Source organism: Bacillus sp. EB106-06-01-XG163 (assembly GCF_058791615.1).
The window spans coordinates 233,628-247,636 of record NZ_JBYTDS010000003.1 but is presented as its reverse complement, the minus strand read 5'-3'; the positions used below and the strand labels follow the sequence as shown (position 1 = coordinate 247,636).

The 14,009-nt window shown below is 48.2% G+C and carries 17 protein-coding genes and 1 other annotated feature; of the genes, 2 read left to right on the top strand and 15 right to left on the bottom strand.

The annotated features are described in order from the left end of the window. Window positions 1-10 precede the first annotated feature (10 nt). The 6 genes from AC3WTF_RS05215 to nadB all read right to left on the bottom strand — a co-directional run bounded on the left by AC3WTF_RS05215 (window position 11) and on the right by nadB (window position 5,822). Window positions 11-130 carry a hypothetical protein gene (locus tag AC3WTF_RS05215; RefSeq protein ID WP_007612850.1) on the bottom strand — a complete coding sequence of 40 codons (120 nt, stop codon included), beginning with the start codon at window positions 128-130 and terminating at the stop codon, window positions 11-13. A gap of 133 nt (window positions 131-263) precedes the next feature. After that, window positions 264-857 carry a YhcN/YlaJ family sporulation lipoprotein gene (locus AC3WTF_RS05210; RefSeq protein ID WP_020954253.1) on the bottom strand — a complete coding sequence of 198 codons (594 nt, stop codon included), beginning with the start codon at window positions 855-857 and terminating at the stop codon, window positions 264-266. 147 nt (window positions 858-1,004) lie between these two features. After that, window positions 1,005-2,195 (bottom strand): spore coat assembly protein SafA, encoded by a 1,191-nt coding sequence (gene safA / locus AC3WTF_RS05205; RefSeq protein WP_129003641.1) that lies wholly within the window; start codon window positions 2,193-2,195, stop codon window positions 1,005-1,007. Window positions 2,196-2,321: 126 nt separating this feature from the next. After that, window positions 2,322-3,425, bottom strand: coding sequence for a quinolinate synthase NadA (gene nadA / locus AC3WTF_RS05200; protein WP_129003639.1), 1,104 nt, complete (start codon window positions 3,423-3,425; stop codon window positions 2,322-2,324). A gap of 1 nt (window position 3,426) precedes the next feature. Further along, window positions 3,427-4,275 (bottom strand): carboxylating nicotinate-nucleotide diphosphorylase, encoded by an 849-nt coding sequence (nadC, locus tag AC3WTF_RS05195; protein WP_020956145.1) that lies wholly within the window; start codon window positions 4,273-4,275, stop codon window positions 3,427-3,429. Next, entirely contained in the window at window positions 4,257-5,822 is a 1,566-nt protein-coding gene (nadB, locus tag AC3WTF_RS05190) for an L-aspartate oxidase (protein ID WP_047935990.1), read from the bottom strand. The genes nadC and nadB overlap by 19 nt, the downstream gene beginning before the upstream one ends. 105 nt (window positions 5,823-5,927) lie before the next feature. Between nadB and AC3WTF_RS05185 the strand changes: the two genes are divergently transcribed. Further along, complete coding sequence (locus AC3WTF_RS05185) at window positions 5,928-7,079, top strand: IscS subfamily cysteine desulfurase (RefSeq protein WP_047935991.1); 1,152 nt, start codon at window positions 5,928-5,930, stop codon at window positions 7,077-7,079. Beyond that, a complete protein-coding gene (locus AC3WTF_RS05180) occupies window positions 7,076-7,618 on the top strand; it encodes a transcription repressor NadR (protein WP_012118101.1) in 543 nt (180 codons plus the stop codon). The genes AC3WTF_RS05185 and AC3WTF_RS05180 overlap by 4 nt, the downstream gene beginning before the upstream one ends. Before the next feature lie 25 nt (window positions 7,619-7,643). Here the strand turns inward: AC3WTF_RS05180 and pheA are convergent, their stop codons facing one another. The 9 genes from pheA to AC3WTF_RS05135 all read right to left on the bottom strand — a co-directional run bounded on the left by pheA (window position 7,644) and on the right by AC3WTF_RS05135 (window position 13,983). Then, a complete protein-coding gene (gene pheA / locus AC3WTF_RS05175; RefSeq protein WP_003152668.1) occupies window positions 7,644-8,501 on the bottom strand; it encodes a prephenate dehydratase in 858 nt (285 codons plus the stop codon). A gap of 13 nt (window positions 8,502-8,514) precedes the next feature. Next, a complete protein-coding gene (gene thrR / locus AC3WTF_RS05170) occupies window positions 8,515-8,958 on the bottom strand; it encodes a transcriptional regulator ThrR (protein WP_007408173.1) in 444 nt (147 codons plus the stop codon). 53 nt (window positions 8,959-9,011) lie between these two features. Next, on the bottom strand, window positions 9,012-10,298 hold the full coding sequence (obgE, locus tag AC3WTF_RS05165; protein WP_007408172.1) for a GTPase ObgE: 1,287 nt from the start codon (window positions 10,296-10,298) through the stop codon (window positions 9,012-9,014). Between the two features lie 31 nt (window positions 10,299-10,329). Then, window positions 10,330-10,908, bottom strand: coding sequence for a sporulation initiation phosphotransferase Sop0B (spo0B, locus tag AC3WTF_RS05160; RefSeq protein WP_007408171.1), 579 nt, complete (start codon window positions 10,906-10,908; stop codon window positions 10,330-10,332). A 317-nt stretch (window positions 10,909-11,225) separates the two neighbouring features. Continuing rightward, a complete protein-coding gene (rpmA, locus tag AC3WTF_RS05155) occupies window positions 11,226-11,510 on the bottom strand; it encodes a 50S ribosomal protein L27 (RefSeq protein ID WP_003152662.1) in 285 nt (94 codons plus the stop codon). 12 nt (window positions 11,511-11,522) lie between these two features. Beyond that, window positions 11,523-11,864, bottom strand: a complete 342-nt coding sequence (locus AC3WTF_RS05150) for a ribosomal-processing cysteine protease Prp (protein ID WP_012118103.1) — start codon at window positions 11,862-11,864, stop codon at window positions 11,523-11,525. A 2-nt stretch (window positions 11,865-11,866) separates the two neighbouring features. Further along, complete coding sequence (rplU, locus tag AC3WTF_RS05145) at window positions 11,867-12,175, bottom strand: 50S ribosomal protein L21 (RefSeq protein WP_003152660.1); 309 nt, start codon at window positions 12,173-12,175, stop codon at window positions 11,867-11,869. 13 nt (window positions 12,176-12,188) lie between these two features. Beyond that, window positions 12,189-12,262, bottom strand: a sequence feature (ribosomal protein L21 leader region). 58 nt (window positions 12,263-12,320) lie between these two features. Next, window positions 12,321-13,187 carry a M50 family metallopeptidase gene (locus AC3WTF_RS05140; RefSeq protein ID WP_007408169.1) on the bottom strand — a complete coding sequence of 289 codons (867 nt, stop codon included), beginning with the start codon at window positions 13,185-13,187 and terminating at the stop codon, window positions 12,321-12,323. Continuing rightward, a complete protein-coding gene (locus tag AC3WTF_RS05135) occupies window positions 13,180-13,983 on the bottom strand; it encodes a M23 family metallopeptidase (RefSeq protein ID WP_007408168.1) in 804 nt (267 codons plus the stop codon). Before AC3WTF_RS05135 ends, AC3WTF_RS05140 begins: the two co-directional genes overlap by 8 nt. Between the last annotated feature and the right edge of the window lie 26 nt (window positions 13,984-14,009).

Below are 14,009 nucleotides of genomic sequence, written 5' to 3'. Positions count from 1 at the left end.
GCTGCGATGATTATGCCCGGCCGGCTGAAATCAGTTTCATTTGTCCGGGCGTCAGTTTGAGCCGGTATCCCCTTACGGTCAGATACACAGTTTTTGCTCCGCGGCTTTTGTCATGCTCCGTTTTTTTCATCCCGGCCCCTCCGTTACGTTTTATTACTTTTATGTTAACACCGCAATATAAAGAGCGTTTTAAGAATATGTAAAGGAATGATGAAGCTTTATCCATAAAAATACTGCCGGATGAAATCATCCGGCAGTCCCGTTTAACGGCTGTTTCTGTTCATGTCTTGCAGCTTTGTAAAAGTAGCGTTGTCGGTAAACACTTGAATTGTACGGCCGTCCGCGAATTTTTTGGCCGCATGTTTGACATGTTTATCATCATTTTTCGTAAAAGGATGATTTGTTCTGACGGCAATGACGACTCTCGTGTCAGTCACGATGACCTGACTATCCTGTACGCCGTTTACTTTTTTCACGCGGTTTGCAACTTTTGCCGCCAACCTGATGTTTTCGGCGTTGTCATACCCATTATAAGACATTGCTGCCGGCGGCGTATTGACATTTCGGCCGTTATATGTGCCGTCCGTCGTTAACGGAACCCCGTCATTAGGCGCGTACTGGTCGGACACGTTTGTCGTATTATGACGGCCGTTTCGGTTTTCCATCATTTCAGAAACGGGTCCTTGATGATCCATTCCGTACTGGCCTCTGCCGTTACCATTATCATTCGAATAATATCCGACCGGACGTGTTGACTGATTGTAGCGTCCGTCATTCATGGCATTATTTGCTCCGCATGCCGTTAAGCTTGCCGTCACGGCTAAAACGCCCGCGATCGTCATCAGTTTTTTACCCAATGGAAAACCCCCCCGTGGATTCATCGCTGTTTGAGCGTTTTCCGCTCATGTTTAGGATGTGCGGCGGGCGGCGGGTTTAAGCTTGTCAGTTATGTCCATTCCTCAGTTGGACATAAAAAAAGGAACGACATACATCGTCCCGAAACATTAATCTTCTTCTTCCTCCGGCCGTCCGAATACTTGATTTGGACTCGGCTGATTCGGCGCGGTATTGGGATTTGCTCCGCCGTAAGGCATAAAATATCCGGCGTTTGCACCCATATTCGGATACGGCTGCACAGGCATATTTGCGTGATGGTGATGTGAACCGTGGTGATGGTGGTGGTGATGATGTGAATCATGGCAGCCGCAATCATCATCCTTATATTTTCCATCATGATGAGGCGCGTTTGCGTAATGTGACGAATATCCGCCGTAATACGGCATTTGACCGTACGGAGCACCGCCGAAACCAGATGCAGAACCATCATAATGCTCTGCATTTTCATGGGCCTGGTTTTCATATTCACCGTAACCCGCTTGCGGCCCAAATCCCGGATGATGGAATCCGTACGGTAACGGCATCGGCATTACCGGAAAGCCTCCAAAACCTCCTCCAAAACCGCCGAAACCTCCGCCTACCGGGAAGCACGGATGGCATAGTCCCGAACCCGGCAGCATCGGTGTCACCGGAACCGGACAAGGACAAGGCATGCACGGCATCGGGTAATGCATAAAAGACGGTTCAACGGCCGGCATATTCGGATACGGGACATTCGGAATGTTTGGCATGTTCGGCAGATGATAAGCGGCGTTTTCTTCTTCCATCTTTCCGGCTTCAGGCGCCTTTGGCATATTCGGGTAATTCGCGTTTTCCATGTTGATCATTTCCTCCTGTTGTGGAATGTTATTGTCATGCTCTTTTTCTTTCGGCTCGACAAAATGTGTCACCGGTTCCTCCGGCTTAGGAGGCGACCACGGCTGAAACAGCTGATTGGACGGGTAATATTGGTTCATATCAGCTTCCGGCAGCACATTTTCATGCTTTTCAGGGATTGGCGGCACATACGGAATTGACGGCTTTGGTTCTTCCGGTATGGTGTCTTCAATGTCCACAACTGCTTTCGGTTTTTCTTTGGCATATGGATGCTCATGCTTATGCGCAGACGTTCCGAAGCCGGCCTTAGGTTCTTTTCTGACCGGAACGGCTTCTGAAGGCACCTTTATCTTCATTCCAGGCATAATTAAGTCTGGATTGCTAAGCTGATGATTCAGTTTTTTTAACTCTTCAAGATCAACTCCGTATTTTTCAGCTATTTTCCAGAGCGAATCGCCTTTTTGAACGATATGAATTTTCAACGTTTTCCCCTCCTATGCACAAAACGTGAACGGTACATTTGTCATTACAATACGTTTCTTCACACTATATGCCGATGGACTGGGCATGATGATAAAAAATTTGGGAAGGAGGGGAAATTTTTATGATTACGTATGACTCAGCATTCTGTTCAAAGCACGAAGCGCTTCTGTCCGAACCGCTTCCGGAACTTTAATGACACCCTTCGGCTCGCCTTTTTCAAGCTGCTCAAGCGACCACAATAAATGCGGCAGGTCGATTCTGTTCATAGTCAGACACGGACACATATCGGGATTCAATGATTCAATCTGTTTATCCGGATGCGAGTGAATGAGGCGCTGAACAAGATTCATTTCCGTGCCGATCGCCCATTTGCTTCCCGGTTCAGCCTGTTCGATCGTATCAATAATGTATTTGGTAGACCCGCTGTCGTCACTGAGCGAGACCACTTCCCGCGAACATTCCGGATGAACGATAATGCGGATGCCGGAATCCCGCTGCCGCAGCTGAGAAATATTTTCCTCTGTAAACTTTTCGTGTACGGAGCAATGCCCTTTCCAAAGGATAACCTTAATGTTTTCCGGATGGTCAGTAAGCAATCGGTTCTGCACCGGGTCCCATACAGCCATTTCTGTCAGCGGAATGCCAAGGTCATAGGCCGTATTTCTGCCTAAATGCTGATCCGGCAAAAATAAAATTCTCTCTTTTTGTTTAAAAGCCCATTTCAGCACACTCCGGGCATTCGAAGAGGTGACGGTCGCTCCTCCGTGCCGTCCGACGAATGCTTTAATTTCCGCCGTCGAGTTAACATATGTTAACGGAATGATGGTGTTACCGTACAGTTCTTGAAGCTCTTGCCATGCTTTGTCCGTCTGCTGAATATCTGCCATATCAGCCATCGAGCATCCGGCGCGCATGTCGGGCAAAATGACGGTTTGGTTATCATCAGTCAGCATATCAGCGGTTTCCGCCATAAAATGCACGCCGCAAAACACAATATATTCCGCCTCTTTATTTTTTTCTGCCACTTGAGCAAGCTGCAGAGAGTCACCTGCCGTATCGGCGAATTGTATTACTTCGTCTTTTTGATAGTGATGCCCCGGAATGAACAGGCGCTTTCCGAAAGCCCGTTTAATGGCGGCGACCCGCTTTTCCATTTCTCCTGTGCTCATGTCTTTATAATGGCTCGGCATCATTTCGGCTGATGCAGTTAGCACGTCAAAAATAGACATCTTAAAAATCCCCCTGTTCCGCAGCCTCAACATCCATGCTGATGTCGGCGCTTTTTACTGAATGAGTCAGAAATCCGAGTGAAATATATTGGACCCCCGTTCCTTTATAAGCGGGCAACGTGTCGAGCGTTATGCCTCCGGATGCTTCCGTTTTGATATGGCCCGGTGTCATACCTGCAAAACGCCGGACGGACTCAGGCGGACAGTTGTCAAACATAATAACGTCTGCACCCGCTTCTATTGCCTCGAGCAGCTGCTGTTCGGATTCGATTTCGACTTCCACCGCAAGCATCTGCCCCGCCGTTTTTCTTGCCCGCTCCATTGCCGCCCTTATCGATCCGCAGGCGGCAATATGATTATCTTTTATCATGATGCCGTCATATAAGCCGAAGCGATGATTAAAGCCGCCTCCGACCCGAACGGCGTATTTTTCCAGCATTCTGAGCCCGGGTGTTGTTTTTCTCGTATCACAAAGCTTAATGGACGGATCATCAAGACGCCTTTTGGCCTCATCCGTCATTGTCGCAATGCCTGACATTCTTTGTATGAGATTCAGAATGACCCGCTCCCCCGTAAGAAGAGCCGCCGCCTGGCCTTCTATTTCAGCGAGCACGTCTCCTTTTTTCATCCGTTCTCCGTCTTTTTTCAGGGAGCGGATGCGGATATCATCGTGTAAAAGCTTCCATCCTTCACGGATAACGGCTTCTCCGGCAAACACGCCGTCTGTTTTTGCGATGATTCGCGCTTTACATTGCTGATCAGAAAAAATCGCTTGTGACGTCGCATCACCCGTTCCGATATCTTCCTGAAAAAAATGAGTCAGCATTTGTTTTAGCTGCAGAATGTCCATAGTTCCCCAATCCTTTCGTTTTTTCTGATAGCTGTTCCAGATGTTGAATGAATGATTTGTTTTCCGTGCCACTCTTTCTCCGTCCCGGGAAAATCAGCGCGAAAATGAGCGCCCCTGCTTTCTTCCCGAATAAGGGCTGAGGTCACAACAAGTTGCGCAGTCTTCCATAAGCAGGATAGCTCGGCTTGTTCCATTGTGATATCCTTCACATTTATATGACGCACAGATACGTTGTTAAGCCAGGATGCCAGCGCCTGCAGGTTTTCTTTTTCCCTGACAATGCCCGCTCCGGTTGTCATTTTGGCTTGGAGCACATGAAGCGTTGTGTCCGGCACTTCTAAGATGACGTCAGATTTCTTCGGGGTTTTTTTATATCTTCCGTTTAACGGTGTTTGAGTGATATGTTCAGCACATCGTTTCCCGCTTGCCAGCGCTTCCAGCAGTGAGTTGCTCGCAAGGCGGTTCGCCCCGTGCAATCCTGTGCAGGCGGTCTCGCCTATGGCGTACAAATCAGGCACGGACGTTTTCCCCCATGTATCGGCTTTTACTCCGCCCATTAAAAAATGCATTCCGGGTGCTACGGGAATCCCGCTTTCAAGATCAACACCGGCTGTTTGACAAATTTCTGTTATGGTCGGAAAACGTTTCTTAAAATCGGCTATTCGGCTGCAATTTATAAAAACAGGATTTTCTTTCATCATTTCTTCATAAATCGCCCGTGAAACCACATCCCGGGGCGCCAAATCTTCAAGCGCGTGTCTGCCAGCCATGATCCTGCGCCCGAAGCGATCCGCTAAATATCCGCCTTCTCCCCTCACTGCTTCAGAAATCAGGCCGTACACAGTCTCGTTTTTCACAAGGAGGGTCGGGTGGAACTGGGTGAACTCCATATCCGTGATCTCAGCTCCCGCGCGGAAGGCAAGAGTGATGCCGTCTCCCGTTATGGCGGAATCATTTGTGTGATATTGGTACAGACTGCCGCAGCCGCCTGATGCAAGCACTACACAATCCGCTCTTCTGTAAGAAACAGCGCCTGAAGCATCCTTTGCGGCAACGCCTGCGCATCGTCCGTGTTCAATCAGCAGATCAACAACCGTCTCGTGTTCAATGATCCGTATGCCGTCCCTCAGCTGCTGAACCAGAAACTCAACCAACATCCGTCCGGTCGCATCTCCCCCGGCGTGCAGAATTCTCCTTTTGGAATGAGCGCCTTCCCTGCCGAGACAAAACGTTCCGTCCGACTTCGTATCAAAAGGGAAATGGCCTTCTATCAGCCTGTTTATCATGCTTTGTCCGCTTTTCAGCAAATGCCGCACGGCTGTCACGTCATTGTGTCCGCATCCCGCATACAGTGTATCGTTCACATGGGATTCTATAGAGTCATCTTTTGCATATGAAACAGCAATCCCGCCTTGAGCATAATGCGAATTGCTGTTCGTTACGTTTCTCTTTGTGATGACGGTCACTTGGTATGACGGAGGAAATGAGGAAGCACAGGCAAGGGCCGCCGTCCCCGAACCAATGACGATAATTGTTTTTTCAGACATACATCACCCTCCTGTTATGTTTACACCTGTCTTGACACCTATATTTACACAACGATAAAATAAACTCAAGCTTTTTTTAACATAAACGGATAGGAGACGGGCTGTATGATTTATCTTGATTACGCGGCGGGAGCGCCTTTAAGCAAAGAAGCCGCGAAAGTCTTTCAGCATCTCAGCACAGAGGTATACGGCAATGCAAGCAGCCTTCATGACGCCGGAGGAAGAGCGGCGGACGTGCTGGAATATTGCAGACATTCTGCAGGCAAATTGATCGGCGGAGCGGCAGACGGCATTTACTTTACAAGCGGCGGAACGGAAGCGAACATCCTGGCCGTCCAATCATTGCTGCACGGCCTGCCCGATCACAAAAAACATTTTATTACGACCGCAATGGAACACCATTCGATCCATAATGCCGCGGCGTTTTTAGCTGACCGTGGAATTGATGTCACCATCATATATCCCGACGAAAACGGCCTTATAACCGAGGACATACTGGCGGCTCATGTCCGTCCTGACACGGGGCTCGTTTCCATACAGCACGCCAATTCAGAAACCGGCCTCATCCAGCCTGTGAATCGTCTGGCCGCTTTTCTTCACCAGAGAAACATTTTGCTGCATTGCGATTGTGTTCAAAGTTTCGGCAAACTGCCGATTGATGCGGATCAGGCGGGAATCGACGCCCTTTCCATCTCCGGTCATAAAGTATACGGCCCGAAAGGCACCGGGGCTGTTTACATTCGGCCCGGTGTCAGCTGGAACCCGGTTTATCCGCATACCGTGCATGAAAACGGGTTCAGGCCCGGTACGGTGAATGTGCCGGCCATCGGCGCTTTTACCGCTGCTGCGGAGTATGCAGTGAAACATATGGAGGAACACCGTGAGCATGCTGACAGGCTGAGGAATTATTTGTATGACCAAATTCGGCGTCAAGGCCTCCCCATTTCATTTTCAGAGGAAGAAACCGGCGGTGAATGCCTGCCCCACATTGTCGGGTGTTTTTTTCACTCCTTTGAAGGACAATATATTATGTTAGAATGTAATCGTAACGATATTTGCATCTCAACCGGGAGCGCATGTTCCGCCGGCAGCCACGGCCCTTCTTCAGCTATGAAGGCGCTGAGAAAAACCGAACGGGAAGCGCGGCAGTTTTTCCGGATCTCATTCGGAAACGAAACAACATGTGAACAGCTCGATATGCTGATACATACATTTACGGCGCTATGGGAGCAAAAGAAAGGAGAATCAGCAATTTGACAGAAGGAACGAAGCTTACTGGGGAGAAAAGACGCGACATGCTGCTTCATTGGCTGAAAGAAGCCGGCTCGCCATTAACAGGAGGCGAATTGGCCAAAAAAGCAAATGTCTCAAGACAGGTGATCGTGCAGGACATATCGCTTTTGAAAGCAAAAAACGAGCCGATTATCGCGACGAGCCAAGGCTACTTATACATCAGCATGAATGCCGGCGGCGAAAAAAATGCCGAACGGATTGTCGCCTGTCTGCACGGCCCGGAGCGGACGGAAGAAGAGCTTGCACTTATTGTCGATGAAGGCGTCACCATAAAGGACGTCATAATTGAACACCCCGTATACGGCGATTTAACCGCCGCCATAAGAGTCAGTACACGGAAAGAAGTCAAACAATTCATGGATCACATTAACTCGACAAATGCCGCTTACCTTTCACAGCTGACCGGAGGCGTGCACCTCCATACGTTAAGCGCCCCGACAAAAGAGCGGATTGACCAAGCCTGCCAAGCGCTGGACGACGCGGGTATTTTAATAAAAGATTAAAAAAAAGCCCCCTGAAGGGCTTTTTTTATATCGAATAGGATTGATATGTTCCCAGAAGCTTGACCCGGCAGCCGAGGGCTTCCATCTCTTGAACGGCACCGGGAATGAGAACCTGATCCATCGCCTGTTCAATATCAATAATAAAGAAATAGTTGCCGAGACCCGTTTTTGTCGGCCGCGATTCGATCTTTGATAAATTCAGGTTTCTCCATGAAAAAGCGGACAGCACCCTGTGCAGCGCACCTGATTGGTCATCTTGGGGAAGCGTTACCATCATCGTCGTTTTCGGCCGTGAAGACAGTTTCGCATTCACTTCGAATGAGACGTCTTTTTCAGGCGAAAGAATGACAAATCTCGTGTGGTTGTCCTGATAATCCTGAATATCCCGCTTCACGATGCTCAATCCGTATGTAGCGGCGGCCATTTCATTTGCAATCACGCCGATCGGAAGGTCCGAATGCTCACTGACATACTTGGCAGCCGCACCTGTTGACTTCGCATACTCATAAGGAACGGACGAAAAATGCCGGTGAAGAAATTTGTGGCATTGCGCAATCGCATGGGAATGAGAATAAATTTTCTCAAGTTTTTTCCACTCATTTTCTCTCGAAGGGTGAACGAGCAGATGCTGGTGAATCGGCAGCGTCATTTCCCCCACGATCGCAAGAGGCTGCTCATGAATCAAATAGTCAATCGTTAAGTTAACCGAGCCTTCCAGCGCGTTTTCCAAAGGAACAAATGCAAGATCAACTTCTCCCGCAACCGCCGCATCCATGCATGCCGGTATTGTTTGATAAGGTGCTTGTGTCACGCTGTTTTGAAAGCAGGAACTGACTGCTAGATGTGTAAATGTGGCTTCTGGCCCTAAATAACCGACTTTCATGTCTCTTCTCTCCTTACGCGCCTGACCCTAAGATCTCAACTTTTTCTATAAAATCAAATTTTCTCAGTTTATTCATTAACGTATGAATGTTTTCTTCCATTGCGGACGTACTGATTGAGAGCGTGACATTCGCCCTGCCCTGAAGCGGAATCGTCTGGTGAATGGAAAGCACGTTGCTTCCTGAGTCAGCCACCGCCTGCAAAAGCTGGGATAACGCGCCTGACCGATCCTCCAAATGAAAGAAAAGTGTGATTATTTGTTCTTTAACCATCGTGTAAAAAGGAAAAACCGCATCTCGGTATTTGTAAAAAGCGCTTCTGCTTAAATCAACTTTCTGCACGGCATCTGCAACCGATTCAGCCTTTTTTCTGTCGAGCAGCTTTTTGACTTCAAGGGTTTTCCGCATCGCATCAGGCAGAACGTCTTCACGCACTAAATAAAATGTCTCTTCTTTCACCTGCACCCCTCCCTTTTACATCAGAGAGCCTGCAACGCAAGCTCTCCGTTTTTTTAATCAATAAATTCAAATTCAAATTCCAGAAGCCGGATGATATCGCCGTCTTTAGCACCGCGTTCTCTGAGCGCTTCATCAACGCCCATACCGCGCATCTGTCTTGCAAAACGCTTGACGGATTCGTCACGGGAGAAGTCAGTCATTTTAAAGAGGCGTTCCAGACTGTCACCTGAAAGCACAAACGCGCCGTCCGGATCACGGGTAATGTTAAATGGAATTTCTTCATCTTCCATCGTGTACATTACGCGGTTTTCCGCCAGTTCTTCTTCATCATACAGCGGGAATTCAGGCGTTGTTTCCAGCTGGTTGGCGACTTCAAACAGAAGATCGCGGAGCCCTTCTCTCGTCACAGCGCTGATCGGAAAGACAGGGTGATCATCCTGAAGCTTTTCTTTAAACGCTTTAAGATTTTCAGCCGCTTCGGGCATGTCCATTTTATTCGCAACGATAATTTGCGGACGCTCCGTCAGCCGCAGATTATATTCACTGAGCTCCTGATTAATGGTGACATAATCCTCATACGGATCACGGCCTTCCATCGCTGACATGTCAATGACGTGAACGATGACGCGCGTCCGTTCGATATGGCGGAGAAATTGGTGGCCTAAGCCGACTCCTTCGTGCGCTCCTTCAATCAGGCCGGGCAGATCCGCCATGACGAAGCTTCTTCCGTCATCCGTTTCCACCATGCCCAGATTCGGAACAAGCGTTGTAAAATGATAATCGGCGATTTTCGGCTTTGCCGATGAAACGACAGACAGAAGCGTAGATTTTCCGACGCTCGGGAAGCCGACGAGACCTACGTCTGCAAGCACTTTCAGTTCAAGCACGATATAGCGCTCTTTTCCGGGCTCTCCGTGCTCTGACAGCTGCGGTGCCGGGTTGGCCGGTGTCGCAAAGCGGGTATTTCCGCGTCCGCCGCGTCCGCCTTTTGCGATGACGGCACGCTGCCCGTGCTCAGTCAGATCGGCAATGACCTGTTTTGTATCGTCATCCGTTACGACTGTGCCGGGCGGAACTTTAACAACCATATCGTCCGCATTTCTGCCGTGCTGGTTTTTAGACATGCCGTGCTCGCCGCGTATCGCTTTGAAATGCCGCTGGTACCGGAAGTCCATGAGCGTGCGCAGTCCTTCATCAACCTCAAAAACGACGTCGCCTCCATTACCTCCGTCACCGCCGGCAGGCCCGCCTTTCGGCACATATTTTTCACGGCGGAACGCAACCATTCCGTTACCGCCGTCGCCGCCTTTTACATATACTTTCACCTGATCTACAAACATAATATCCTCCGTTCTAAACCGTAAAAAACCGCTAGTTCATTCCAATTTCGGCCACACATTCATGGCCGGTCAGCTCAAATTGCATGACATCAAAGTCCTCATGCCGGGATTTGCGAAATTCATCAAACACATCTGCATTTGCAATCGTTCCATGAAAATCGAGATATACAATAAGCTGTCTGTCAGGGTGATCCGTCTGCAGCGATACGGTCAGATGATTTTCACTTTCATTGTTTACCGCCAGACCGAACAGATGAAACAGTTTTCTCATCAGGTTCGACAGCTTTTGATCATATGCCGATAAATCTTTAATTTCTCCGAGCACTTCGTATTCGAGCCTCATATAACGGGACTTCCAATTAAATGTCAGAAAGTCAAACGCCAAGTGCGGGGTTTTCAGGTTTGAGAGCTTTGATTCGTGCTTTGCATCTATGACCATTTCGTCAATAATTTCAACGACCCTGTCATACTTCTGCAAACTTAAGTTTCCTTTTATCAGCTGCAGCTTATTCATCCAATCATGACGGAAATGGCCCATTAATTGGATCAGCTCATTGATCAGAGCCGCATCGCTTACAGGTTCTTCTTGTTTCTTCGATACATCCTTCATTTTCGCACTCCCAATCGTTTAATTTCTTTTTAGGAGTCTTGATAAGTGTGTACTATGAATTATAACAGAGAAGGCTTTGTTAAAAAAACACTTGTTTTTCCTGGTTCATCATGTTCCTTTTTCGGATCGCATACAATGCGGATGCCAGGCAGAAACATTTTTGGTATCACTGCTTGGGGAACATATCCAGTGGGTATGGGAAGCTGATGTCCTCATTCAAGGCGGGGTTCACTCACGCATCCTCTGCTTTTCATTCTTGATGTTACTCCGCTTACTGCAAAAAAAACTCCAGTCAACGACCGGAGTTTTTTGTGTCATTATTGAGCTACAGGATATACGCTCACTTTTTTGCGGTCACGGCCGAAACGTTCGAATTTAACAGTTCCGTCGATTTTAGCAAAAAGAGTGTCATCTCCTCCGCGGCCCACGTTTTCACCTGGGTAGATTTTCGTTCCGCGTTGACGGTAAAGGATAGATCCGCCTGTTACGAATTGACCGTCTGCACGTTTAGCGCCTAAACGTTTAGATTCAGAGTCACGTCCGTTCTTTGTAGAACCTACACCTTTTTTAGAAGCGAAAAACTGAAGATCTAATCTAAGCATGTAACTCACCTCCTATATTTGGTTTGCAGTCAACCGTAAGTGTTCACTGTAATCCCGCTCGATCGTTTCAAGAGAAACAATCATGCCTTCAATCAGCAGCTGCGCTTTTTGCAAAGCTTCCTGATCAGCGGCTTCAGGGAATTCAAAGTAGAAATAACCCCCGTCCTCGCCTATATCAAGAATCGGTTCGAGAGGAGCCAGCGCGATAACCGCATTGACCGCTCCGAAAACGACAGCCGTGACCCCGGCGCATACGAGATCTCGTCCATGTTCAGCAAAATCGGCATGTCCCGTCATTTCAAAGGACAATATGCCCCCGTCATTCCGGGATCTTCGAATTGTTGCCTCAATCATGCTTACGCGTTGATTTTTTCGATTGTCAATTTAGTATAAGGCTGACGATGACCTTGTTTTTTATGAACATTTTTCTTTGGCTTGTAACGGAAAACAGTGATTTTTTTCGCACGGCCTTGTTTTTCAACTTTAGCTGTAACTGTCGCGCCTGCAACTGTTGGGTTGCCGACTTTCACGCTGTCTCCGCCAACAAACAATACGTCTTCAAACGTCACTGTTTCACCTGCTTCAGCAGCAAGTTTTTCGATGTAAACAGTTTGACCTTCTTCAACTTTGATTTGTTTTCCGCCTGTTTTAATGATTGCGTACATTCTCTGCACCTCCTATTAGACTAAGACTCGCCAGCAACAGGGGGCTTTAAAGCTCTTATCACCTGTCCCGAGCGGTTGTAGCATTGGTGCTACATCCATAACATTAAAAAATATATCAGAACCAAAAGGATATGTCAATCTATTTCTAGTAAGGCAGCAGCAGGTCTTCCATAGAGGAATCTGTCCGTTTATCGGCAAAATACGCATGAAGCACTTCATTTTCATCGAGCTGGCTGAGCTTTTCGCCGGCTTTTTCAACGATAATGGGGTGCTTGCATCCCCGTTTGAATTCGGCCATGACATGCTTTACTTTGGCATCGGCCGCGACCGTCAAAGGATGCAGCATGGCGACATCGCGGTTTTTGCCGTAGTATCTCTCCAAAAGAAACCTCAGCTGAATATAATGCCGCTTCCGGTATTCATCCCATAAAGAAGCGGCGAGAAAGACGAACAGCACCCATGCGCTGACCTGAAGGGGGACGGCCAGCACAATCCAGCAGCAGAGCAAAAGCGCGGAAACAGCCGATGTCTGCAGGCTGAGGAGATGCGCTTTTTGAAAAGCCATTTGTTTAGAGAAGTATAAAAACACGAACTTTCCGCCGTCAAGCGGCCAGATCGGCAAAAGATTGATGAAAAGAATGGAGAGATTATAAAAGGTAAACATCTCAAATGTCTGCTCACTTGCAAAGCCTGACATGAAAAAGAGCCAGGCTGCCGCCTGAAGCCACACATGCTGAAGCGGGCCCGCCAGAATGACCGCGAATTCCTCTTTAAGCGGCCGGTTTCCGTGCTCCTCCACCTCAACCGTCCCGCCGAAAGGGAGCAGAAAGATGCGTTTAATGCGCCACGAAAAAAACACAGCCAGAGCAGCATGCCCCAGCTCATGAACGGATACGACCAGCAAAAGACACAGCAGCGCTTTGATGTGCCCCGTCATAAGACCAAGCCCCATGATAATCCAAAGAAAAGGATGGACATGAATTTTAAAAAGGAGGATGAGCCATTTATTCATCAAATGTGATCACCTGGATCGGATCTATGAATTTATCGCCATCCTGGATCGCGAAATAGTACTGGCCTTTACTTTTATCGTTGAGCTTGATCGAACCGATCTTTTTCCCTTTATCGACAAAGTCGTACAATGAAACATTAACATCTTTTAGCCGGCCGTAAATGCTGCTGGTATTGTCGGCGTGCTGCACCTTCACCGTCAGTCCTGTTTTTTTATCTTTGCTCACTTCCATAATGTAGCCTTCTTTTACGCTGTCAATGGCTTCGCTGGCGGTTTCGACGACGACGCCTTCTCCGTTATTTTGAAAGTCCTGCTGGATTTTCCCCGCGGCAGGAACGGCCATATCCTGACTGACCGCCACCTGACCGTCCTTCTTTTTCGTTCCCGGCGTAAGAAAAGCGAGCGGGTTTCCGAAGGAAGATACGAACCAATTGCTTACGGCAGCAAACTGAAATTCTTTTTGAAAGGTTTGTGCGATCGCCGGTTTGATCTGACTCAGCGGCTGTTTGTCAGTTTTATAGGCAATAGCGGAGATCAGTACGAGACAGGCGGCCAGCAGGCATTTTAAAATAATAGAATGAGCACTGATCAATGGATGCCGTCCGTTAAATTCGGGCGGGTGTTCCGTTTGATATTCGTAGTCCGGTAGAAGCTTGTGCTTTTCCTGCTCCTTGACCGTCTGCCACGCGGGAAAATTCTGCGTTTGGGCGTTTTGAACGAAAGTCCGTTTTGATTCAGGCCGCTGTTTTCTTCTTTTGGCCAGTCTTTTTCTAATTTCATCAGCTCTGTGACTCATCGCCATCATCCTTTGCAATCGTTGGG

Excerpts from the sequence above, each read along its gene's own strand:
- rplU (WP_003152660.1), bottom strand. The coding sequence starts at position 12,175 with ATGTACGCAATCATTAAAACAGGCGGAAAACAAATCAAAGTTGAAGAA.
- nadA (WP_129003639.1), bottom strand. The coding sequence starts at position 3,425 with ATGTCTATTTTTGACGTGCTAACTGCATCAGCCGAAATGATGCCGAGC.
- AC3WTF_RS05150 (WP_012118103.1), bottom strand. The coding sequence starts at position 11,864 with ATGATTGAGGCAACAATTCGAAGATCCCGGAATGACGGGGGCATATTG.
- AC3WTF_RS05140 (WP_007408169.1), bottom strand. The coding sequence starts at position 13,187 with ATGAATAAATGGCTCATCCTCCTTTTTAAAATTCATGTCCATCCTTTT.
- AC3WTF_RS05215 (WP_007612850.1), bottom strand. The coding sequence starts at position 130 with ATGAAAAAAACGGAGCATGACAAAAGCCGCGGAGCAAAAACTGTGTAT.
- obgE (WP_007408172.1), bottom strand. The coding sequence starts at position 10,298 with ATGTTTGTAGATCAGGTGAAAGTATATGTAAAAGGCGGCGACGGCGGT.
- nadB (WP_047935990.1), bottom strand. The coding sequence starts at position 5,822 with ATGTCTGAAAAAACAATTATCGTCATTGGTTCGGGGACGGCGGCCCTT.
- nadC (WP_020956145.1), bottom strand. The coding sequence starts at position 4,275 with ATGGACATTCTGCAGCTAAAACAAATGCTGACTCATTTTTTTCAGGAA.
- rpmA (WP_003152662.1), bottom strand. The coding sequence starts at position 11,510 with ATGCTTAGATTAGATCTTCAGTTTTTCGCTTCTAAAAAAGGTGTAGGT.
- AC3WTF_RS05185 (WP_047935991.1), top strand. The coding sequence starts at position 5,928 with ATGATTTATCTTGATTACGCGGCGGGAGCGCCTTTAAGCAAAGAAGCC.
- spo0B (WP_007408171.1), bottom strand. The coding sequence starts at position 10,908 with ATGAAGGATGTATCGAAGAAACAAGAAGAACCTGTAAGCGATGCGGCT.
- pheA (WP_003152668.1), bottom strand. The coding sequence starts at position 8,501 with ATGAAAGTCGGTTATTTAGGGCCAGAAGCCACATTTACACATCTAGCA.
- AC3WTF_RS05135 (WP_007408168.1), bottom strand. The coding sequence starts at position 13,983 with ATGAGTCACAGAGCTGATGAAATTAGAAAAAGACTGGCCAAAAGAAGA.